Origin of the sequence: Tsukamurella sp. NPDC003166, from assembly GCF_040611135.1 — a bacterium.
Lineage (GTDB): Bacteria > Actinomycetota > Actinomycetes > Mycobacteriales > Mycobacteriaceae > Tsukamurella.
In genome coordinates this window covers 398,229-415,786 of sequence record NZ_JBEXNL010000001.1, presented here as the reverse complement: position 1 = coordinate 415,786, position 17,558 = coordinate 398,229, and the positions used below count along the sequence as shown (strand labels likewise).

The 17,558-nt window shown below is 69.9% G+C and carries 17 protein-coding genes; 9 read left to right on the top strand and 8 right to left on the bottom strand.

What is annotated here, in order from left to right; genetic code table 11:
* Positions 1 to 45: 45 nt before the first annotated feature.
* The 5 genes from ABZX10_RS02005 (at position 46) to ABZX10_RS01985 (ending at position 5,285) form a co-directional block, all read left to right on the top strand.
* Positions 46 to 1,104 carry a D-2-hydroxyacid dehydrogenase gene (locus ABZX10_RS02005; RefSeq protein ID WP_355533963.1) on the top strand — a complete coding sequence of 353 codons (1,059 nt, stop codon included), beginning with the start codon at positions 46 to 48 and terminating at the stop codon, positions 1,102 to 1,104.
* Complete coding sequence (locus tag ABZX10_RS02000; protein WP_355533961.1) at positions 1,104 to 1,895, top strand: IclR family transcriptional regulator; 792 nt, start codon at positions 1,104 to 1,106, stop codon at positions 1,893 to 1,895. The genes ABZX10_RS02005 and ABZX10_RS02000 overlap by 1 nt, the downstream gene beginning before the upstream one ends.
* A 106-nt stretch (positions 1,896 to 2,001) precedes the next feature.
* The gene (locus ABZX10_RS01995) at positions 2,002 to 3,450 is read left to right on the top strand and encodes an MFS transporter (RefSeq protein ID WP_355533959.1); all 1,449 of its coding nucleotides are present in this window, start codon (positions 2,002 to 2,004) and stop codon (positions 3,448 to 3,450) included.
* Between the two features lie 9 nt (positions 3,451 to 3,459).
* The gene (locus ABZX10_RS01990) at positions 3,460 to 4,236 is read left to right on the top strand and encodes an SDR family oxidoreductase (RefSeq protein ID WP_355533957.1); all 777 of its coding nucleotides are present in this window, start codon (positions 3,460 to 3,462) and stop codon (positions 4,234 to 4,236) included.
* A gap of 11 nt (positions 4,237 to 4,247) precedes the next feature.
* Positions 4,248 to 5,285, top strand: a complete 1,038-nt coding sequence (locus ABZX10_RS01985) for a zinc-binding dehydrogenase (RefSeq protein WP_355533955.1) — start codon at positions 4,248 to 4,250, stop codon at positions 5,283 to 5,285.
* A gap of 150 nt (positions 5,286 to 5,435) precedes the next feature.
* On the opposite strand, the gene ABZX10_RS01980 is transcribed toward ABZX10_RS01985, so the two are convergent.
* Genes ABZX10_RS01980 through purS form a run of 3 tightly spaced genes read right to left on the bottom strand, consistent with a single transcriptional unit; the run spans position 5,436 to position 7,638 of the window.
* Entirely contained in the window at positions 5,436 to 6,719 is a 1,284-nt protein-coding gene (locus ABZX10_RS01980; RefSeq protein ID WP_355533953.1) for a M18 family aminopeptidase, read from the bottom strand.
* The gene (gene purQ, locus ABZX10_RS01975; protein ID WP_355533951.1) at positions 6,719 to 7,402 is read right to left on the bottom strand and encodes a phosphoribosylformylglycinamidine synthase subunit PurQ; all 684 of its coding nucleotides are present in this window, start codon (positions 7,400 to 7,402) and stop codon (positions 6,719 to 6,721) included. Before purQ ends, ABZX10_RS01980 begins: the two co-directional genes overlap by 1 nt.
* A complete protein-coding gene (gene purS / locus ABZX10_RS01970) occupies positions 7,399 to 7,638 on the bottom strand; it encodes a phosphoribosylformylglycinamidine synthase subunit PurS (protein ID WP_355533949.1) in 240 nt (79 codons plus the stop codon). Before purS ends, purQ begins: the two co-directional genes overlap by 4 nt.
* 81 nt (positions 7,639 to 7,719) lie before the next feature.
* On the opposite strand from purS, the gene ABZX10_RS01965 reads away from it, so the two are divergent.
* A complete protein-coding gene (locus ABZX10_RS01965; RefSeq protein ID WP_355533947.1) occupies positions 7,720 to 8,364 on the top strand; it encodes an MBL fold metallo-hydrolase in 645 nt (214 codons plus the stop codon).
* 10 nt (positions 8,365 to 8,374) lie between these two features.
* Here ABZX10_RS01965 and ABZX10_RS01960 read toward each other — a convergent pair whose 3' ends face one another.
* Together ABZX10_RS01960 and ABZX10_RS01955 are read right to left on the bottom strand one after the other, a co-directional pair.
* Entirely contained in the window at positions 8,375 to 9,073 is a 699-nt protein-coding gene (locus ABZX10_RS01960) for a DUF2334 domain-containing protein (protein WP_355533945.1), read from the bottom strand.
* A gap of 68 nt (positions 9,074 to 9,141) precedes the next feature.
* Positions 9,142 to 9,633, bottom strand: a complete 492-nt coding sequence (locus ABZX10_RS01955; protein WP_355533943.1) for a glutathione peroxidase — start codon at positions 9,631 to 9,633, stop codon at positions 9,142 to 9,144.
* Between the two features lie 81 nt (positions 9,634 to 9,714).
* Between ABZX10_RS01955 and ABZX10_RS01950 the strand changes: the two genes are divergently transcribed.
* Both ABZX10_RS01950 and ABZX10_RS01945 read left to right on the top strand, forming a co-directional pair.
* Positions 9,715 to 10,209, top strand: coding sequence for a MarR family transcriptional regulator (locus ABZX10_RS01950; RefSeq protein WP_355533941.1), 495 nt, complete (start codon positions 9,715 to 9,717; stop codon positions 10,207 to 10,209).
* Positions 10,206 to 11,816 (top strand): DHA2 family efflux MFS transporter permease subunit, encoded by a 1,611-nt coding sequence (locus ABZX10_RS01945; RefSeq protein ID WP_355533939.1) that lies wholly within the window; start codon positions 10,206 to 10,208, stop codon positions 11,814 to 11,816. Before ABZX10_RS01950 ends, ABZX10_RS01945 begins: the two co-directional genes overlap by 4 nt.
* Positions 11,817 to 11,904: 88 nt before the next feature.
* Here ABZX10_RS01945 and ABZX10_RS01940 read toward each other — a convergent pair whose 3' ends face one another.
* Together ABZX10_RS01940 and ABZX10_RS01935 are read right to left on the bottom strand one after the other, a co-directional pair.
* The gene (locus ABZX10_RS01940; protein WP_355533936.1) at positions 11,905 to 14,004 is read right to left on the bottom strand and encodes a S9 family peptidase; all 2,100 of its coding nucleotides are present in this window, start codon (positions 14,002 to 14,004) and stop codon (positions 11,905 to 11,907) included.
* Positions 14,001 to 14,891, bottom strand: a complete 891-nt coding sequence (locus ABZX10_RS01935) for a phosphoribosylaminoimidazolesuccinocarboxamide synthase (protein ID WP_355533934.1) — start codon at positions 14,889 to 14,891, stop codon at positions 14,001 to 14,003. The genes ABZX10_RS01940 and ABZX10_RS01935 overlap by 4 nt, the downstream gene beginning before the upstream one ends.
* Positions 14,892 to 15,353: 462 nt before the next feature.
* Between ABZX10_RS01935 and ABZX10_RS01930 the strand changes: the two genes are divergently transcribed.
* Complete coding sequence (locus ABZX10_RS01930) at positions 15,354 to 15,929, top strand: DUF559 domain-containing protein (protein WP_355533932.1); 576 nt, start codon at positions 15,354 to 15,356, stop codon at positions 15,927 to 15,929.
* Positions 15,930 to 15,987: 58 nt separating this feature from the next.
* Here the strand turns inward: ABZX10_RS01930 and purB are convergent, their stop codons facing one another.
* The gene (purB, locus tag ABZX10_RS01925; RefSeq protein WP_355533930.1) at positions 15,988 to 17,427 is read right to left on the bottom strand and encodes an adenylosuccinate lyase; all 1,440 of its coding nucleotides are present in this window, start codon (positions 17,425 to 17,427) and stop codon (positions 15,988 to 15,990) included.
* Positions 17,428 to 17,558 lie beyond the last annotated feature (131 nt).

Genomic DNA, 17,558 nt, shown 5'->3' with positions numbered 1-17,558 from the left:
AACGAATGACGTTCGATATATTGGCCAATCTTCTACACTTGCCCCATGACCACCTCATCGAAGCCCTTGCGCGTCGCCGTCGCCGTCGACCTGCCCGAAGCCGACTGTCGGCTGATCGAGCGCCTCGAACCCCGCGTCGAGTTGCTCCGTGATCACACGCTGTACCGCCCGGCCCGGTGGGACGCGGATTGGGAGGGCGACCCGGCCTTCACCCGTACGCCCGCTCAGCAGGCCGCCTACGACTCGCTGCTCGCCGCCGCCGACGCGCTCTTCGGCATCCCCGACGTGCAGCCCGCACTGCTGGCCGCGACCGTCCGCGCCAACCCCGGTCTGCGCTGGGTGCACACCACCGCCGCTGGCGGCGGCGGGCAGGTCCGCGCCGCCGGGCTCGACGAGGCGGAGCTCCAGCGGGTCGCGTTCACCACCAGTGCCGGGGTGCACGGCTCGACGCTGGCCGAGTTCGCGCTGTTCGGAATCCTCGCGGGCGCGAAGAACCTGCGCCGCCTGGAGGCCGATCAGGCCGCCAAGCAGTGGCCCGCCCGGTGGGAGATGCGGCACCTCGACGAGATGACCGTTCTCGTCGTGGGACTCGGCGGGATCGGCGCGGCGACCGCCGCCCGATTCAAGGCCTGCGGGTCGACGGTGTGGGGCACCTCCCGCAGCGGCCGACCCGTGGAGAACGTCGACCGGATCGTCCCCCTCGACGACATCGTCGCGGCGGCGGGCGAGGTGGACGCGATCGTCGTGACCCTGCCCGGCACCGCGGCCACCGAGAAGTTGATCGGCGCGGACCTGTTCGCCGCAGTGCGGCCCGGCACCCTGCTCACCAACGTCGGCCGCGGCACCGTCATCGACGAGGACGCGCTGCTCATGGCCCTCAACGAGGGACGGATCGGCTTCGCCGCGCTGGACGTCTTCGCCACCGAACCGCTGCCGCCCGACAGTGCGCTGTGGCACCACCCGAACGTCCTGGCGAGCCCGCACACGGCAGCGCTGAGCCGCCAGGAATCCACGCGGATCGCCCGGCTGTTCGCACGCAACGCCACGGCGCTGCTCGACGGTACGCCGATGGCCAACACCGTCGACACCGTGGAGTTCTACTGATGACCGATCCCGAGGGCACGCGCGCGCCGGCGCCCGCCGTCACCCGCGCGCTGGGCATTCTCACGCTGCTCGCGGAATCCGACGCGCCGGCCATGAGCCTCAGCGAGCTCGCGCGCGGGCTGGGCATCGCGAAGTCCTCGTGCACCAACCTCTGCCAGGCACTGGAGGACGGGGACATGATCCGGCGCGTGCCCGGCGGCTTCGCCCTGGGCCGGCGGACTGCGGAGATCGGCGGCGCTTACGCGCTGCAGTTCAACCAGGTCCGCGAGTTCTTCCCCGTGATCGCGGCGTCCCCCACGCTGCATCGCGAGCTCGTTCAGATCGCCATGCTCGACGGTGCCCACACGCTCTACCTCGCGCGCCACGAGGGTCGGGCTCCGTACCGCTTCGGCACGCCGCTCGGCTCGCGCCTGCCCGCCGTCTTCACAGCCACGGGACACGCCCTCCTGGCCGCTCTCCCCGACGACGAGCTGGACGCGATCCTCGGCTCCGCCGTCCCCGCCCGGAGCGCCGCCGACGGCAGCGAGGTCACCGAGGCCGATGTCCGGGGCGAGCTGGAACAGGTGCGGACGCGCGGATTCGCGGTCGACCGGGGACACGGCACCCTCGGCGTCACGGGCATCGCGGTGGCACTCCCCGCCTGGACGCCCGGCGACCCGCCGCTCGGGCTCGGGGCGGCCGTACCCGCCGATCAGGCCGACGACCTGCGCATAGCCACCGTCGGGACCGCCCTGGTAGAGGCTGCGGCGCGGCTGAGCAACCCGTGGCGACAGCAGGGCTCGACGAACTGATCCTCACGAATATCGTTCAACTGGTTGTACACCGTTCGGTCAGGTGTTAGCTTTCAGGTATCGGATGTGACGCCGGTCACGACCCGATGGTCCGAAGGAGAACCCCGTGTCGACCACCACCACCTCGCCGGAGCAGGATCCCGAGTACGCCGCGAACCTCACGCGCGCGACCCTCGCCTCCAGCATCGGCAGTGCCCTCGAGTACTTCGATTTCGCGCTGTACGGCCTGTCCACGGCGTTGATCTTCAACGTCCTGTTCTTCCCCCAGGGCGACCCGGCGATGGCGACCGTCGCCGCGTTCGCCACCTTCGGTGTGGGCTTCGCGGCCCGCCCCTTCGGGGGCCTGTTCTTCGGCCGGCTCGGCGACAAGGTCGGCCGTAAAACGGTCCTCGTCATCACGATCATGCTGATGGGCGGCGCATCCACCCTGATCGGCGTCCTGCCCACCTACGACTCGATCGGGATGTGGGCACCGGTGCTGCTCGTGGCGCTGCGCCTGCTCCAGGGCTTCGGTGCGGGCGCGGAACAGGCCGGCTCGACGGTGCTCATGGCCGAGTACGCACCCGTGAGGCGGCGCGGCTTCTTCTCCGCACTGCCCTTCATCGGCATCCAGGCGGGCACGCTCCTCGCCGCGCTGGTGTTCACGCTGATCAGCACGCTGCCGGAGCAGGCGATGCTCAGCTGGGGCTGGCGGGTGCCGTTCCTGTCCTCCTTCCTGCTCATCCTGCTCGCCGTCGCGATCCGGATGAAGCTGCAGGAGACGCCGACCTTCGTCGAGTTGGAGAAGCAGGAGCAGGTCGCCGACAAGCCGGTCCGCGAGCTGTTCAAGCACGGCTTCCCCGGCGTGCTCGTGGGCATCGGCCTGCGCATGGCCGAGAACGGCGGCTCGTACATGTTCCAGGCGCTGGCGCTGTCCTTCTTCGTCACCGTCACCGGACCCGGCGCCGACAAGGGCGTGCTCACCTGGGGCGTCACCATCGGCTCGCTGATCGGCGTGTTCTCGGTGCCCTTCACGGGCCATCTCTCGGACCGTTACGGCCGCCGCATCATCTACCGGATCGGCGCCCTGTTCCTGCTGGTCTACGCCCTGCCCGCCTGGTGGGCACTCACCCTGCACAACCACGGCATCGCGATCGCCGTCATCGCGATCGGCATCGGCGTGGGCGTGAACTCGATGCTCGGCCCGCAGTGCGCCATGATCCCCGAGATGTTCGGCGCACGGCACCGCTACCTCGGCGTGGCCATGGCACGCGAGATCTCCGCAGTGCTCGCGGGCGGTGTGGCGGGCGTGCTCGGGGCCTACCTGATCAAGGTGACGCACGGGAACTGGCTCGTGCTCGGGCTCTACATGGTCACCCTGTGCACCATCACCGCGGCGAGCACCTTCCTCGTGCCGGAGACCGTGGGCCGCGACCTGACCCGCACCGACGATGCCGTGAAGATCTCGGACGCCGAAGCCGGCGCCGGGTACGCCCTGCCCGGCACCTCCGCTCTGAGCACTCTCGACTTCCCCTCTCCCGCAGTCGCTACCGCGCCCGCACCGTCCATTCCCTGAAAGGCAGTCATGCCCAGCGACACCTCCGTCTTCGATCTCACGGGGCGAACCGCACTCGTCACCGGCAGCACCCGCGGCATCGGCCGCCGGCTCGCCGAAGGACTGTCCGCAGCAGGTGCCACGGTCGTCGTGCACGGCCGGGACCGGACCGCGGCGTCGACGGTGGCGGTCGAGATCGCCGCCGCGACCGGCAATCCCGTGCACGGCGAGGCTTTCGACGTGACCGACGAGGCCGCTGTCGACGCGGGGCTGGCCCGGATCGAGTCACAGCTGGGCACCCCCGACATCCTGGTCAACAACGCGGGCATGCAGATCCGCCACCCGCTGACCGAGTTCCCGATCAGCGACTGGAACACCTTGGTCGCGACGAACCTGACCAGCGCCTTCCTCGTGGCGAAGCGTGTCGCCGCGGGCATGATCGCCCGCGGCAGCGGGCGCATCGTCAACATCGGCTCGGTGCAGTCGCAGCTGGCCCGCCCGAACATCACGCCCTACTCCGCGACCAAGGGCGGGATCGTCATGCTCACCAAGGGCCTGTGCGCGGAGCTGGCCCCGCACGGCGTGACGGCCAACGCGATCGCCCCTGGCTACTTCGCCACCGAGCTGACCCAGGCGCTCGTCGACGACGCCGATTTCTCGGCGTGGGTCTCCGGCCGCACGCCGGCGGCGCGCTGGGGCGACGTGGCGGACCTGGTGGGGCCGTTGGTGTTCCTGGCGTCCGATGCCTCGGCGTTCGTCAACGGCCAGATACTGTACGTCGACGGCGGCATGACGGCCGTGGTCTGAAAGGGGTTGTGATGACGGAGAATCTGGGTGTCGTCGCGCACGCCGCCGGCGATCTGCGCGTGCAGGCGCTGCCGGAGCCCGAGCCCACCGCCGACGAGGCGGTGATCGCGATCGCGTACGGCGGGGTCTGCGGCTCCGACCTGCACTACTGGCTGCACGGCGCCGCGGGGACATCCATCCTGCGCGCGCCCCTGCTCCTCGGCCACGAGGTGATCGGCACCGTCGAACGATCGGCCGCCGACGGCTCCGGACCCGCGGTCGGCACCCCCGTCGCCGTACACCCGGCCACGCCCCACGGGGTCGACGGTGTCCCGTACCCGGCGGAGCGCCCGAACCTCGCGCCCGCCGGCACCTACCTGGGCTCAGCGGCCCACTTCCCGCACTGCGACGGCGCTTTCGCTCGTCGCGTCGCCCTGCCGACCCGGATGCTGCGGGTCCTGCCCGACGGCATCGATCCGCGCGACGCGGCCCTGATCGAGCCCGCGGCGGTGGCCTGGCACGGCGTCGCCCGCGCGGGCGATGTGGCGGGCAAGCGGGTCGCCGTCATCGGTGCGGGTCCGATCGGGCTGCTCGCCGTCGCGGTGGCGCTGCACCACGGGGCCGCGGAGGTCGTGGCCACCGACATCGCGGAAGGGCCGCGCGACCGCGCCCTGACGCTGGGCGCCGCCGCGGTTCTCGACGCCCGGGAGTCCGAGGAGATCGCGGGACTCCACGCCGATGTCGTGATCGAATCCTCCGGCACGGTGCCCGGACTGCACGCCGCGGTCGATGCGGCCGCCCGGGGCGGCATCGTCGTGATGCTCGGCCTGCAGCGCGCGGGCGACGTCGACTTCCCTGCCGCCCAGGCCATCACGCGCGAACTGGATCTGCGCGGTGCCCTGCGGTTCAACGACGAGATCGACGAGGTCATCGCCGCCCTCGCCGACGGCTCGTTGACCGTGCGCGGCGTGGTCACCCACGTCCTGCGCGCCGCGGACGCCCTCGAGGCCTTCGAGATCGCCCGTGATTCCGCTGTGTCCGGGAAGGTGCTGCTCGACTTCCGGACGTGAGCCACGGCATGGCCGTCGAACCGGGACTGCACGGGCTCGGGCCGCGGGCAATTCCGGCGCGGGCGGGCGGGCGGAACGGGTGCGGGAAGCCATCCGCACTCATTCCGGCGGCGTCGGGAGTGCTGCCGGACCTCCGGGCGTGAGCCCGGTTCAGGCCGGAGCGAGGAAGGCGGCGAGCGCCGCCGAGTACATCGCGACGTCGGCGGAGCCCATGAGTTCGCGGGCGCTGTGCATCGCGAGCTGCGGCGCCCCCACGTCGACGGTGCTGAGGCCGGTTCGGGCCGCCGTGATCGGGCCGATCGTGGAGCCGCAGGGCAGGTCGGCGCGGTGCACGTACCGCTGCAGCGGCACGCCCGCCTGCTCGGCGGCCAGCGCGAAGATCGCCTCGCCCGTCGCGTCCGATGCGTAGCGCAGGTTCTGGTTCACCTTGAGCACCGGCCCGCCGTTCACGGCGATACGGTGCGCGGGGTCGTGCCGGTCCGGGTAGTTCGGGTGGGTGGCGTGCGCCATGTCGCCCGACGCGCACACCGAGCGACTCATCACGCGCAGGAAGTCCTCGCGGTCGCCGCCTGCGGCGAGCACGATCCGCTCCAACACCGTGAGCAGCAGGTCGGAGGCGGCGCCGCGGTCGGAACCCGATCCGACCTCCTCGTGGTCGAACAGCGCGAGCACGGGCGTCACCCCCGCGGTCGACGGTGCCGCGACCAGCGCCTCGACGCCGGCGTAGCAGGTCCCCTGATTGTCCAGGCGCGGCGCGGAGAGCAGGTCGCCGTCGGCGCCCACCACCCGGCTCGGCGCCAGATCGTGCGTCATCAGCTCCCAGCCGAGCACCGTCCCGGGGTCGACTCCGGCGGCCTCGGCCAGCAGACCCACGAAGGGCCCCTTGACCCCCACACCGCGGATCGCGTTGACGTGCCGCTGCGGATCCAGTTCGACGCCCTTGCGGTTCTCCGAGAGATGGATGGCGAGCTGCGGCACCCGCAGCACCGGCTCATCGATCCGGACGAGAGCCGTCCGCGCACCGTCGGGCCCGGCGAACGCGAGCCGACCGGAGATCCCGAGGTCCCGGTCGAGCCACGAGTTGAGCCAGGCGCCGCCGTAGGGCTCGAGGCCGACCAGCGACAGGCCGGCCGACTCGAGGTCGGGATGCTGCTTGACCCGCAGGTTGGGGCTGTCGGTGTGCCCGCCGACGATGCGGAAGGCACCGTCGGCGGTGAAACCGGACGTGTCGAAGGCGACGATGGAACCGCCCCGGACCACGTAGTGCTTGCCCGCCGCCGGCCAGCGGTCGCCCTCGGCGAGCTCGGTGTAGCCGACGGTGCTCAACCGCGCCGCCGTCGTCTCCACGACGTGGAAGGGCGACGGCGAGGCGTCGACGAACGCGCAGAGGCCCTCGGCGGAGGCCTCGACGGACGCGCCGGTGGGAGCGGTCATCAGGCCGACAGCACCGCGTCCAGCGCGGAGTAGAACAGGCCCAGGCCGTCATCCGACGGGCCGGTGAGCGCCTCGGTGGCGTGCTCCGGGTGGGGCATCAGGCCGACGACGCGGCCGTTGGCCGAGGCCACGCCCGCGATGTCGCGCTGCGAACCGTTCGGGTTGCCACCGACGTAGCGGAAGGCCACACGGCCCTCGCCCTCGAGCTCGTCGAGCACGGCCTCCGACGCCTGGTAACGCCCCTCGGCGTTCTTGACGGGCACCAGGATCTCGGCGCCCGACTCGTACCGGGACGTCCACGCGGTGTTCGTGGCCTCGACCCGCAGCCACTGATCGCGGCACACGAAGTGCAGACCCTCGTTGCGGGTGAGCGCGCCCGGGAGCAGGCCCGCCTCGCAGAGGATCTGGAAGCCGTTGCAGATGCCGAGAACCGGCATGCCCTTGCCCGCGGCCGCCACGACCTCGGTCATCACCGGCGCGAGCGAGGCGATGGCGCCGGCGCGCAGGTAGTCGCCGTAGGAGAAGCCACCGGGGACGACGACGGCGTCGACGCCCTTGAGGTCGTGGTCCTTGTGCCAGAGGGAGACGGCTTCGCCACCCGCGCGCTCCACGGCACGGGACGCGTCGACATCGTCGAGGGTGCCGGGGAAGGTGATGACGCCGACCCTGGTAGCGCCGCTCATGCCTGAACCCGGGTCACGGTGAAGTCCTCGATGACGGTGTTGGTCAGCACGTCGGCCGCGATCTTCTCGAGCTGCTCGTCGCTGAGATCGCCGTCGACCTCGAGCTCGAACCGCTTGCCCTGGCGCACATCCGCGACACCGGCGAAACCGAGGCGGTCGAGCGCACCCACGATCGCCTTGCCCTGCGGGTCCAGGATCTCGGCCTTCGGCATCACGTCCACCACAATCCGTGCCACGTAGCTTCCCTCTCGGTTCGAGCGCGTTCTGGAGGTGTCGATCGCGCTTCACGGGCTAGTTTACCGGCGCATACTGGGCGCATGCGACTCACCCACTTCCGCCATTCCTGCGTCCTCGTGGAGATGTCCGACACGCGGGTGCTCTTCGATCCCGGCACCTTCTCCCACGGCTTCGAGGGGCTGACCGGGCTCGACGCGATCGTCGTCACCCATCAGCACCCGGACCACATCGACCCGGCCCGCATCGGCGCGCTGGTCGAGGCGAACCCCGACGCGCAGCTGTTCGCCGACCCCACCACGGCCGCCGCCCGCGGCGACCGCTGGATCGCCGCCGTCCCCGGGCACGACTACGGCATCGGCAATCTCATCGCACGGGCCGTCGGCGGCGTGCACGCCGTGATCCACCCGGACATGCCGACCATCGACAACACCTCGATCCTGCTCGGCGACGAGGAGCGGATCGGCCGCTTCTACCACCCGGGGGACGCACTGTTCGTGCCCGACGTCCCGGTCGACGTGCTCGGCCTGCCGGTGAACGCGCCGTGGTGCAGGATCAGCGAGACGATCGACTTCTTCCGCGCGACCGCCCCCGCCGTCGCGGTCCCGATCCACGACGAACTGCTCTCGCCGGAGGGCGCGGCGATCTACCTCGCCCGGCTCACGGACATGCGGCCCGACGGTGCCGAGTTCCTCCGCTGGGGCGCGGAGGACTCGGTGGAGGTGTAGCCCCGGCCGGTCAGGCCGCGGCGAGCACCCGCGCACGGTGCTCGTACACGGCGGGTGCAGCGCCGTGGTGCAGCGCGAGGTCGACGGCGTCGAGCATCGTGCGGCTCACCGTCGACGAGTCGAGCCGCCGGGCGTCGACGGCGAGGCGGAGGACACCGCCCCGTCGCGCGATGCGGTTGGCCTGCGCGAGGAGCGCGCGGCACCACCAGGGCTCGCTGAGGAAGCCGTCGCCGATGCCGAGCACCCGGGCCCGCTCCTCCTCGCCGGTCACGAGGTCGGTGATCGCCGTGTACCCGAGGTTGAGCCGGAACCCCGCGTCGGGCAGGGCCAGCACCGCGCCGGTGGACGCGTTCCACCGCGGCGCGGCGAAGACGCGCGTGCGCAGCCCCGCCGTCTCGAGCACGCGGTCGGCCGCGGCCAGGCGGAGCTTGGCCTCGTGCGCGCCGAGCGTCGAGAACTCGGCCCGACGACGCTTGGTGGCGGCCTGGTCGTAGCCGTTGAGGACGATCACGTCGCCCCCGGCGCGACGCTCCCGCAGGAAGGCCTGAGTCGACGGGTCGTCGACGAGCTTGTACTTGCCCTTCAGGCGGGGCGCCACGAGCAGCGAGACGGGCACCCCGCGCTCATCCATCTGCGCCGTGAAGCGTTCCGCGTGCCCGCGGGTGGCGTCGGAGAGGGAGGAGACCGAGACGTACAGCGGCGAGCTCATATCCGCAGTGTGCGCGCCCCAGGTGTCCCGTTCGGGGATGGAAGGTTACGTGTCGCCCAACTGGCCGGTCAGGCGGGGAGAACGGCCTCGATCGCACCGACCACCTCGGCGGACTCGGGCTCGGTGCGGGGACGAAAGCGCCGCACCGCGACGTGATCGGGCGCGACGAGGAACTTCTCGAAGTTCCACTGGATGTCGCCCGCCTCACCCTCGGCGTCGGCGGTCCGCGTGAGCTCGACGTAGAGCGGGTTGCGATTCTCGCCGTTGACCTCGGTCTTCTCCAGCAGCGGGAAGGTCACGCCATACGTCGTCGAGCAGAAAGTCGCGATCTCCTCCGCAGTTCCCGGCTCCTGGCCGGCGAACTGGTTGCAGGGCACGCCGAGCACCGTCAGCCCCCGGTCCGCGTACCGGGTCGCGAGGGCCTCCAGACCCGCGTACTGCGGCGTCAGGCCGCACTTGCTGGCGACGTTGACGATGAGCACGGCGCGGCCGGCGTAGTCGGCGAGGGAGGTGGCGGCACCGTCGAGCGTGGTGAGGGGAATGGAGTCCAGAGCAGTCATGCAGCACAGCCTACGCGGGATGTAACGCAGGACACATCTATCTCGATTGCGCAATGGTTGCGTGAGAGTTATCGTTTTTGGGTGCAAGCAACACCCGTCGACGTGACTCCTGACGCTCTCACCGAGGTCTTCGGCGAGTTCATGGGCCGCCTCATGTGCAATGTCACGCAGGAGAGCCTGGGCACGATGCTGTCGTCCGACATCACCGCGCACCAGTTCCACATCCTGCTGCAGCTCGTCGCGGCGGACGCCCCGCTCCCGATCAACCGGCTCGCCGATGATCTGGGGCTGTCCGTCGCCGCCACGGGACGAAACGTGGAGAAGCTTGTTCAGCTCGACATGGTGGATCGTCGCGAGGACTCCTCCGACCGGCGGATCAAGAACCTGACCATCACCGACCTCGGCCGTAAAACGGTTGCCTCCGCGGTCAGCGACAAGCATCGTGAGGTGCTGAGCTTCGCGGAACGGCTGCCCGCCGTGCTCCGCAATCGGCTGCACGACGTGATGGTCGAGATCCTCGACGAGGGCCTGATCCCTCCGAACCCCTTCTTCACCGCAATGAAAGAGAACGCATGAGTACCGAGAACACGCTCGACAAGAGCGAGATCCCGCACGCGGGTGAGGGCCTCGACCGGCGCGTCCTGATGGTGGCCGGTGTGGTCGTCCTCGGATCGATCATGGCCATCCTGGACATGACGATCGTGGCGGTCGCACAGAACACCTTCCAGGCGCAGTGGGGCGCATCGCCCGCCACCGTCGCCTGGACGATGACCGGCTACACCCTGGCCCTGGCCGCGGTCATCCCCGTGACCGGCTGGGCCGCTGACCGATTCGGCACCAAGCGGCTGTACATGGCGGCCACAGCGATGTTCGTGGCCGGCTCCGCGCTCTGCGCAACGGCGACGTCGATCGACCTACTGATCCTGTACCGGGTGCTACAGGGCCTCGGTGGCGGCATGCTCATGCCACTGGGCATGATGATCCTGACCCGGGCCGCGGGCCCGGAGCGCATCGGCCGCGTCATGGCCGTGCTCGGCATCCCGATGCTGCTGGGCCCCATCGGCGGACCGATCCTCGGCGGCTGGCTGATCGAGTCCTTCTCCTGGCACTGGATCTTCCTGATCAACGTGCCGATCGGCGCGATCGCGATCATCTACGCCTGGTTCGTGCTGGATAAGGACGAGCCCGTCAAGGGGCAGAAGTTCGACCTCGTCGGCTTCATCCTGCTCTCGCCCGGCCTCGCGCTGTTCCTGTTCGGCATCTCCTCGATCCCCGAGGCGCAGTCGGATTCGTCGATGTACACCAGCCGGGTCATCCCCGCGACGGCCGTCGGCCTCGTGCTGATCATCGCCTTCGTCTTCTGGGCCCTGCGCGCCAAGCTGCCGCTGCTGGACCTGCGGCTGTTCAAGAACCGGAACATGACGGTGGCCATGATCACCTTCGCCATGTTCGCGATGGCCTTCTTCGGCAGCTCGATCCTGTACGCGCAGTACTTCATCGGCATCCGCGGCGAGTCCACCCTCATGGCCGGACTCCTGCTCGCGCCGCAGGGCCTGGGCGCCATGCTGACGATGCCGATCGCCGGCGTGCTCACCGACAAGATGGGCCCGGGCAAGTTCGTCATGACCGGCCTCGCACTGATCACCGGCGGCATGATCGCCTTCACCCAGCTCTCGGCGGACACGCCCTACTGGATCCTGCTCGGCTCGCTGTTCGTCCAGGGCCTCGGCATGGGTATGACGATGATGCCGACCATGTCCGCCGCGATCCGCACGCTGGCACCGGAATCCATCTCGCGCGGTTCCACGCTGACGAACATCGTCCAGCAGATCGCCGCGTCGATGGGCACCGCGATCTTCTCCGTGCTGTTCACCAACTGGCTCACCAACTCCGGCCCCGCGATGCAGACCCCGCAGGGCGAGAAGCACACCGGTGCGCTGGCCTTCGGACTCAACTCGAGCCCGGACGCCCGCGAGAGCGGTATCGCGATGTTCCAGGGCAGCGAGAGCGGCTTCGGCAAGTTCCTGCACGAGAACCTGCCGTTCGCGGCGGAGGCGTTCGGGAACACCTACTTCGTGGCCGCGATCCTGGTGGCGCTGTGCATCATCCCGGCGTTCTTCCTGCCCCGCACCCACGCGGCGGACACCGAGGCCGCCGAGCGGCAGCTGGTCATGCCGCACTGATCATCACCTGATCCGGCGAGTGCCCGGTCCCCGATGGGGGCCGGGCACTTCTCGTCGGTCCGACGGTCCGCCTCAGACGGTTCCGCCGTCACCCCCTGCCGAGCCGGGCCAGAACCCAGGCGTACTCGAAGGCGGTCTCGCGCCATTTCGCGTACCGTCCGCTGACGCCGGCGTGCCCGGCGACCATCTCCGTCTTGAGGAGGATCTCCTTGCCGGACGTGGTGTGGGCCAGGAGCTTCGCCACCCACTTCGCCGGCTCCGTGGGCAGCACGCGGGTGTCGTTGAGCGAGGTCGTTGCGAGGATCGCCGGGTAGGGCTTCGCGACGACGTTCTCGTACGGCGAGTAGTCGCGCATGTATCGGTACACCTCGGCGCTCTCCAGCGGGTTGCCCCACTCGTCCCACTCCCCGACCGTGAGCGGCAGGCTCGGGTCGAGGATCGAGGTGAGCGGGTCCACGAAGGGCACGTCGGCGACGATGCCGGAGAACAGCTCCGGTGCGAGGTTCGCCACCGCGCCGACGAGCAGGCCACCGGCGCTGCCGCCCATCGCGACCAACTGCTGCGGCGTCGTGCGGCCGGCGTCCACGAGATGCTGTGCGACGTCTACGAAGTCGGTGAAAGTGTTGGTCTTCTCCAACTGCTTGCCGTGGTCGTACCAGGCACGCCCCATCTCGCCGCCGCCGCGCACGTGCGCGACCGCGAACACCACGCCGCGGTCCAGGAGCGACAAGCGCGCCACCGAGAACCACGGGTCGAGGGTGGCCTCGTACGAGCCGTAGCCGTACAGCAACGTGGGCGCGGACCCCTCCCCGATGTCCTTGCGGCGCACCACGGACACCGGGACCCGCGCACCGTCGCGGGCGGTGACCCACACCCGCTCCGCGATGTAGCGGGCGGCGTCGTAGCCGGGTACGTCGGCACGCTTGAGCACGATCTGCTCGCCCGTCTCCGGGTCGAGCTCGAGCGCGGTGCCGGGCGTCACGAAGGACTCGTAGGCCAATCGCAGGCGCGGGGCGTCCCATTCGGGGTTCGCGGCGGGCCCGAGGCTGACGAGGTCCTCACCCGGATCCCACTCGAGGAACTCCGGCGCGGCGGTGGCCTCGGCGAGCGCGAGCCGCGGCAGGCCGCCCCGTCGGTACCCGAGAGCGAGACGTCGCGCGTACGCGTCGACATACTCGAGCCGCACGTCGTCGCGGTGCGGGACGAGGACCGCCCACTCCTGCGGAGCGTCGACGGGCGCCGAGGCGAGCTCGAAGTTGATCCCGGTGCGGTTGTGCAGGAAGAGGAACCGATCCTCGCCGTCCAGCACCGCGTGCTCCACGGAGTACTCGACGTCCTCCTCGCGGGGCCGCACCACGCGGAAATCACCGGAGGGATCGGTGGCGTCCAGTACCCAGGTCTCGGAACTCAGGGTCGACGATGCCCAGAGCATGAGGTACTTCTCACTGCGGGTGAGCCCGATCCCCACACCGAAACGCTGATCGGTCTCGTGGAACACGGTGACATCGGCTTCGTTCGAACCGATCTCGTGCCGCCAGATCTTATCAGCGCGCCAGGCGTCGTCGACGGTCGTGTAGAAGAGGTACCGCTCCCCGGTCGGCGTGATCGGGGCCCAGGTGGCGCCGTAGAAGACGTTCTCCACCGTGTCCGCCAGGACCTCTCCGGTCTCGATGTTCCTGATGCGCAGCGTGAACCGCTCGTCGCCATCGGTGTCGAGGGAATAGGCGAGCAGGGCACCGTCGGGCGATACCGAGGCCGCGCCGACCGCGATGTACTCGTGCCCCTCCGCCTCGACGTTGAGGTCGATGAGGACCTGTTCGCCCGGCAGGGACTCCTCGGCGAGCACCGGCGGGGTCCAGTCATCGGGACCGGCGATCGGTGCGCGGCAGTGGATGCCGTACTGCTTCCCCTCGACGGTGCGGGCGAAGTACCAGAACCCGCCACGGCGCTGCGGGACCGACATGTCGGTCTCCTTCGTGTGCGCCTTGATCTCGCCGAAGATCGCCTCACGCAGCGGCTCCTGCGCAGCCGTGGCGGCCTCGGTGTAGGCGTTGTGCGCGCGGAGGTAGTCGAGCACCTCGACGTCGTCCTTATCGGCGAGCCAAGCGTAGTCGTCGATCACGGTGTCGCCGTGGAAGGTCCGCTCCGCGGGAACCTTCTTCGCAACCGGCTGGACCGGCCCGGTCATGCGGCTCCGCCCGGCCAGTCCGCGAAGCTCAGGCCCGCGATGCGCTCGTACGCCTCGATGTAGCGGGCGCGGGTGCGCTCCACCACGTCACCGGGGAGGGGCGGCGGCGGGGTCCCGGCATCGGTCGACCAACCGGACTCCTTGGTGAGCCAGTCACGGACGATCTGCTTGTCGAAGCTGGAGAGCGCCTTCCCCGGTTCGTACAGCGCACCGTCCCAGTAGCGCGAGGAATCGGGCGTGAGCACCTCGTCGGCGAGAAGGAGGTCACCGTCGGAGCTGCGACCGAACTCGAACTTGGTGTCCGCGAGGATGATCCCGCGATCGCGGGCGATGTCGGCACCACGGGCGTAGACGTCGAGGGTGAGCTCGCGCAGCCGCGTCGCCAGCGCGACCCCGACGTCCTGCGCCACCCGCTCGAACGAGACGTTCTCGTCGTGATCGCCCACGGCGGCCTTGGTGGCGGGCGTGAAGATCGGCGGATCGATGCGGCTGCCGTCGACCAGTCCGGCCGGCAGCGGCACGCCGCAGACCTCGCCGTTCGTCCGGTACTCCTTGAGCCCGGAGCCCGTGAGGTAGCCGCGGGCCACGCACTCCACCGGCACCATCTCGAGACGGCGGGTGATGAGCGCGCGGCCGAGCACCGCCTCCGGGATGCGGGGATCGTCCGCCGGGCCCGCCAGGTGGTTCGGCACGCCCAGCGCGTCGAAGAAGAACACGGACATCGCCGTGAGCACGCGCCCCTTGTCGGGGATCGGCGTGTCCAGGATGTAGTCGTAGGCGCTGATCCGGTCGCTCGCGACGAGCAGCAGGTGCTCGTCGTCCACCGCGTACAGCTCGCGGACCTTGCCCGAGTAGATCGGCGTGTATTCGCTCAGTTCAGGACGCACCCCGCCACCCTATCGCCCCGCCGCCGCTCCCCGATTGAACACTGTTACGAACGACAAACCCGCAAGTCGCTGCGAGTAGTAACAGTGTTCAATCGGGGATGGGATCCGATCGGCGAGCTGGTGCGTCCAATTCATATGATGGAACACACTCGGAAGCTACTCGCGGACCGATCAGCACGCGCCGTCCAGACCTCGACCGAATCGGTGATTCGGGGCATTCGCAACGACGGTGGCGCACCACCCACGACCGATGACATTCGAGCCGCACTGATGCTGGCGTATCCGGGGATGGTGTTCTGCTGCTGGAGCGCTGCGGAGTTGCACGGTGTGCCCTACGCGAGCGGGCATCCCCAGGAGATCTGGCTCCCGGAACAACGCCGGCGCAACAATGTCGTGATCCGATGCGGCCATCTCCCAACGGAGGACATCGTGACCGTATCGGGCTGGCCCACAACGAGCGTCGTGCGCAGCGCAGTCGACCTCGGTCGGCTCGTCCGGAACGACGAGGCGGTCGTCGGGATCGATCAGTACATCCGACGCGATCAGGAGGGGAGATCGATCACCACGAAACGTGAGATCCGTGCATATCTCGACACCCACCCCGGACTCTACGGCGGGAAGCGGGTGCGGGCGATCCTCGAGGAAGCGGACTCCGGATCCCAATCTCCCTGGGAGACATACAGTCGACTGGTGGTCCACCGCTCGGGACTCGACCTCTTCCGAACCCAGCAGCCGGTTCCCGGAACGCCGTACCACGTCGACCTCGGTTCCGGCCGGTACCGAGTGGCGATCGAGTACGACGGCGGGTACCACCGCACCGACGAGCAGCAACGCGCCGACGTCATCCGCTGGAACGCGATCACCGGTCAGGGCTGGGGGCTGATCCGCATCACTTCCACGACTCTGCTCACCGGACGCGCGGAGTTCGTGGACCGTGTCGCCCGGGAACTGCGGACGCGAGGGTGGCGCGGACCGTCGCCCACCACTCCGAAACTGACCCTCCCGAGTCGCCCGGTGCGCCGCACCCCGCTCGATTGAACACCGTTACCGACGGAATAACCCCAGGTCGCGATGGGTAGTAACAGTGTTCAATCGGTTAGAGGATGGGTGCGGGGCTGTAGCCGGCGGCGGCGGGGTGCTTCGCGACGAGGGCCTCGACATCGGCGACGACCTGCGCGACCTGGGCCTCCGCCGCGCCGGTGAAGGCCGCGCGGTCCGCGAGCGCGGCATCGAGCTGCGCGCGGGAGAGGCCGAGCCGCGAGTCGCCGGCAAGACGGTCGAGCAGGTCCGGCTCGCGGCCCTCCTCGCGCATCGCGAGCGCCACCGCGACGGCGTGCTCCTTGATGACCTCGTGCGCCGTCTCCCGGCCGACGCCCGCCCGCACCGCGGCCATGAGCACGCGAGTGGTCGCGAGGAAGGGCAGGTACCGATCGAGCTCGTTGGAGATCACCGCGGGGTAGGCGCCGAACTCCTCGAGCACCGTCAGGAAGGTCTCGAAGAGGCCGTCGATCGCAAAGAACGAATCCGGCAGCGCGACACGGCGGATCACGGAGCAGAAGACATCCCCCTCGTTCCACTGCGCGCCGGCCATCTCCGCCGCCATCGAGCCGAAGCCGCGCAGGATCACCGCGAGGCCGTTGACGCGCTCACAGGAGCGGGTGTTCATCTTGTGCGGCATGGCCGAGCTGCCCACCTGCCCGGGCTGGAAGCCCTCGGTGACCAGCTCGTGCCCGGCCATGAGCCGGATCGTCGTCGCGAGGGACGACGGTGCCGCCGCCACCTGGACCAGGGCGCTCACCACGTCGTGGTCGAGCGATCGAGGGTACACCTGGCCCACGGAGACGAAGGACTGCGAGAAGCCCAGGTGCTCCGCCACCCGCGACTCCAGCTCAGCGAGCTTGGCGGCGTCGCCGCCGAGCAGATCGAGCATGTCCTGCGAGGTGCCCATCGGGCCCTTGATCCCGCGCAGCGGGTACCGGCCGATGAGGTCCTCGAGGCGGGCGATCGCGACCAGCAACTCGTTGGCGGCGGACGCGAAACGCTTGCCGAGCGTGGTGGCCTGCGCCGCGACGTTGTGCGAGCGACCCGCCATCACGACCGACGAGTACTGCGCGGCACGCTCGGCGAGCCGGGCCGCCACGGCGACGGCGTGATCGCGCACGTACTCCAGCGACCGGAGCACCTGCAGCTGCTCGACGTTCTCCGTGAGGTCGCGGCTGGTCATGCCCTTGTGGATCTGCTCGAAGCCCGCGAGGTCGCTGAACTCCTCGATCCGCGCCTTCACGTCGTGCCGGGTGATCCGCTCGCGCTCCGCGATCGACGCCAGGTCCACCCGGTCCACGACCTTCTCGTACGCCTCGACGGCACCGTCGGGCACGTCGATCCCGAGGTCGCGCTGCGCCCGCAGCACCGCGATCCACAGTTGGCGCTCCAGCACGATCTTGTACTCCGGCGACCACAGCTCGCGCATGCGCGGGCTGGCGTAGCGGTTGGCGAGGACATCGGGGATGCGGGGGGCGACGCTGGGAGTGCTCACACCCCGATTCTCTCATGCAGCGATTGCCGTCCCCACCGGCGGACATTCGCCGCTTCGAACGGGGGCATCAGCATTCGGACATTGCCCGGAATCGCCCCGGATGGGCTACTTGAGCAGTGCTGTGTGACGCC

Bases quoted from the DNA above. Each gene is read 5' to 3' on its own strand.
- ABZX10_RS02005 (WP_355533963.1), top strand. From the start codon at position 46: ATGACCACCTCATCGAAGCCCTTGCGCGTCGCCGTCGCCGTCGACCTG.
- ABZX10_RS02000 (WP_355533961.1), top strand. From the start codon at position 1,104: ATGACCGATCCCGAGGGCACGCGCGCGCCGGCGCCCGCCGTCACCCGC.
- ABZX10_RS01990 (WP_355533957.1), top strand. From the start codon at position 3,460: ATGCCCAGCGACACCTCCGTCTTCGATCTCACGGGGCGAACCGCACTC.
- ABZX10_RS01985 (WP_355533955.1), top strand. From the start codon at position 4,248: ATGACGGAGAATCTGGGTGTCGTCGCGCACGCCGCCGGCGATCTGCGC.
- ABZX10_RS01980 (WP_355533953.1), bottom strand. From the start codon at position 6,719: ATGACCGCTCCCACCGGCGCGTCCGTCGAGGCCTCCGCCGAGGGCCTC.
- purQ (WP_355533951.1), bottom strand. From the start codon at position 7,402: ATGAGCGGCGCTACCAGGGTCGGCGTCATCACCTTCCCCGGCACCCTC.
- ABZX10_RS01965 (WP_355533947.1), top strand. From the start codon at position 7,720: ATGCGACTCACCCACTTCCGCCATTCCTGCGTCCTCGTGGAGATGTCC.
- ABZX10_RS01960 (WP_355533945.1), bottom strand. From the start codon at position 9,073: ATGAGCTCGCCGCTGTACGTCTCGGTCTCCTCCCTCTCCGACGCCACC.
- ABZX10_RS01955 (WP_355533943.1), bottom strand. From the start codon at position 9,633: ATGACTGCTCTGGACTCCATTCCCCTCACCACGCTCGACGGTGCCGCC.
- ABZX10_RS01945 (WP_355533939.1), top strand. From the start codon at position 10,206: ATGAGTACCGAGAACACGCTCGACAAGAGCGAGATCCCGCACGCGGGT.
- ABZX10_RS01940 (WP_355533936.1), bottom strand. From the start codon at position 14,004: ATGACCGGGCCGGTCCAGCCGGTTGCGAAGAAGGTTCCCGCGGAGCGG.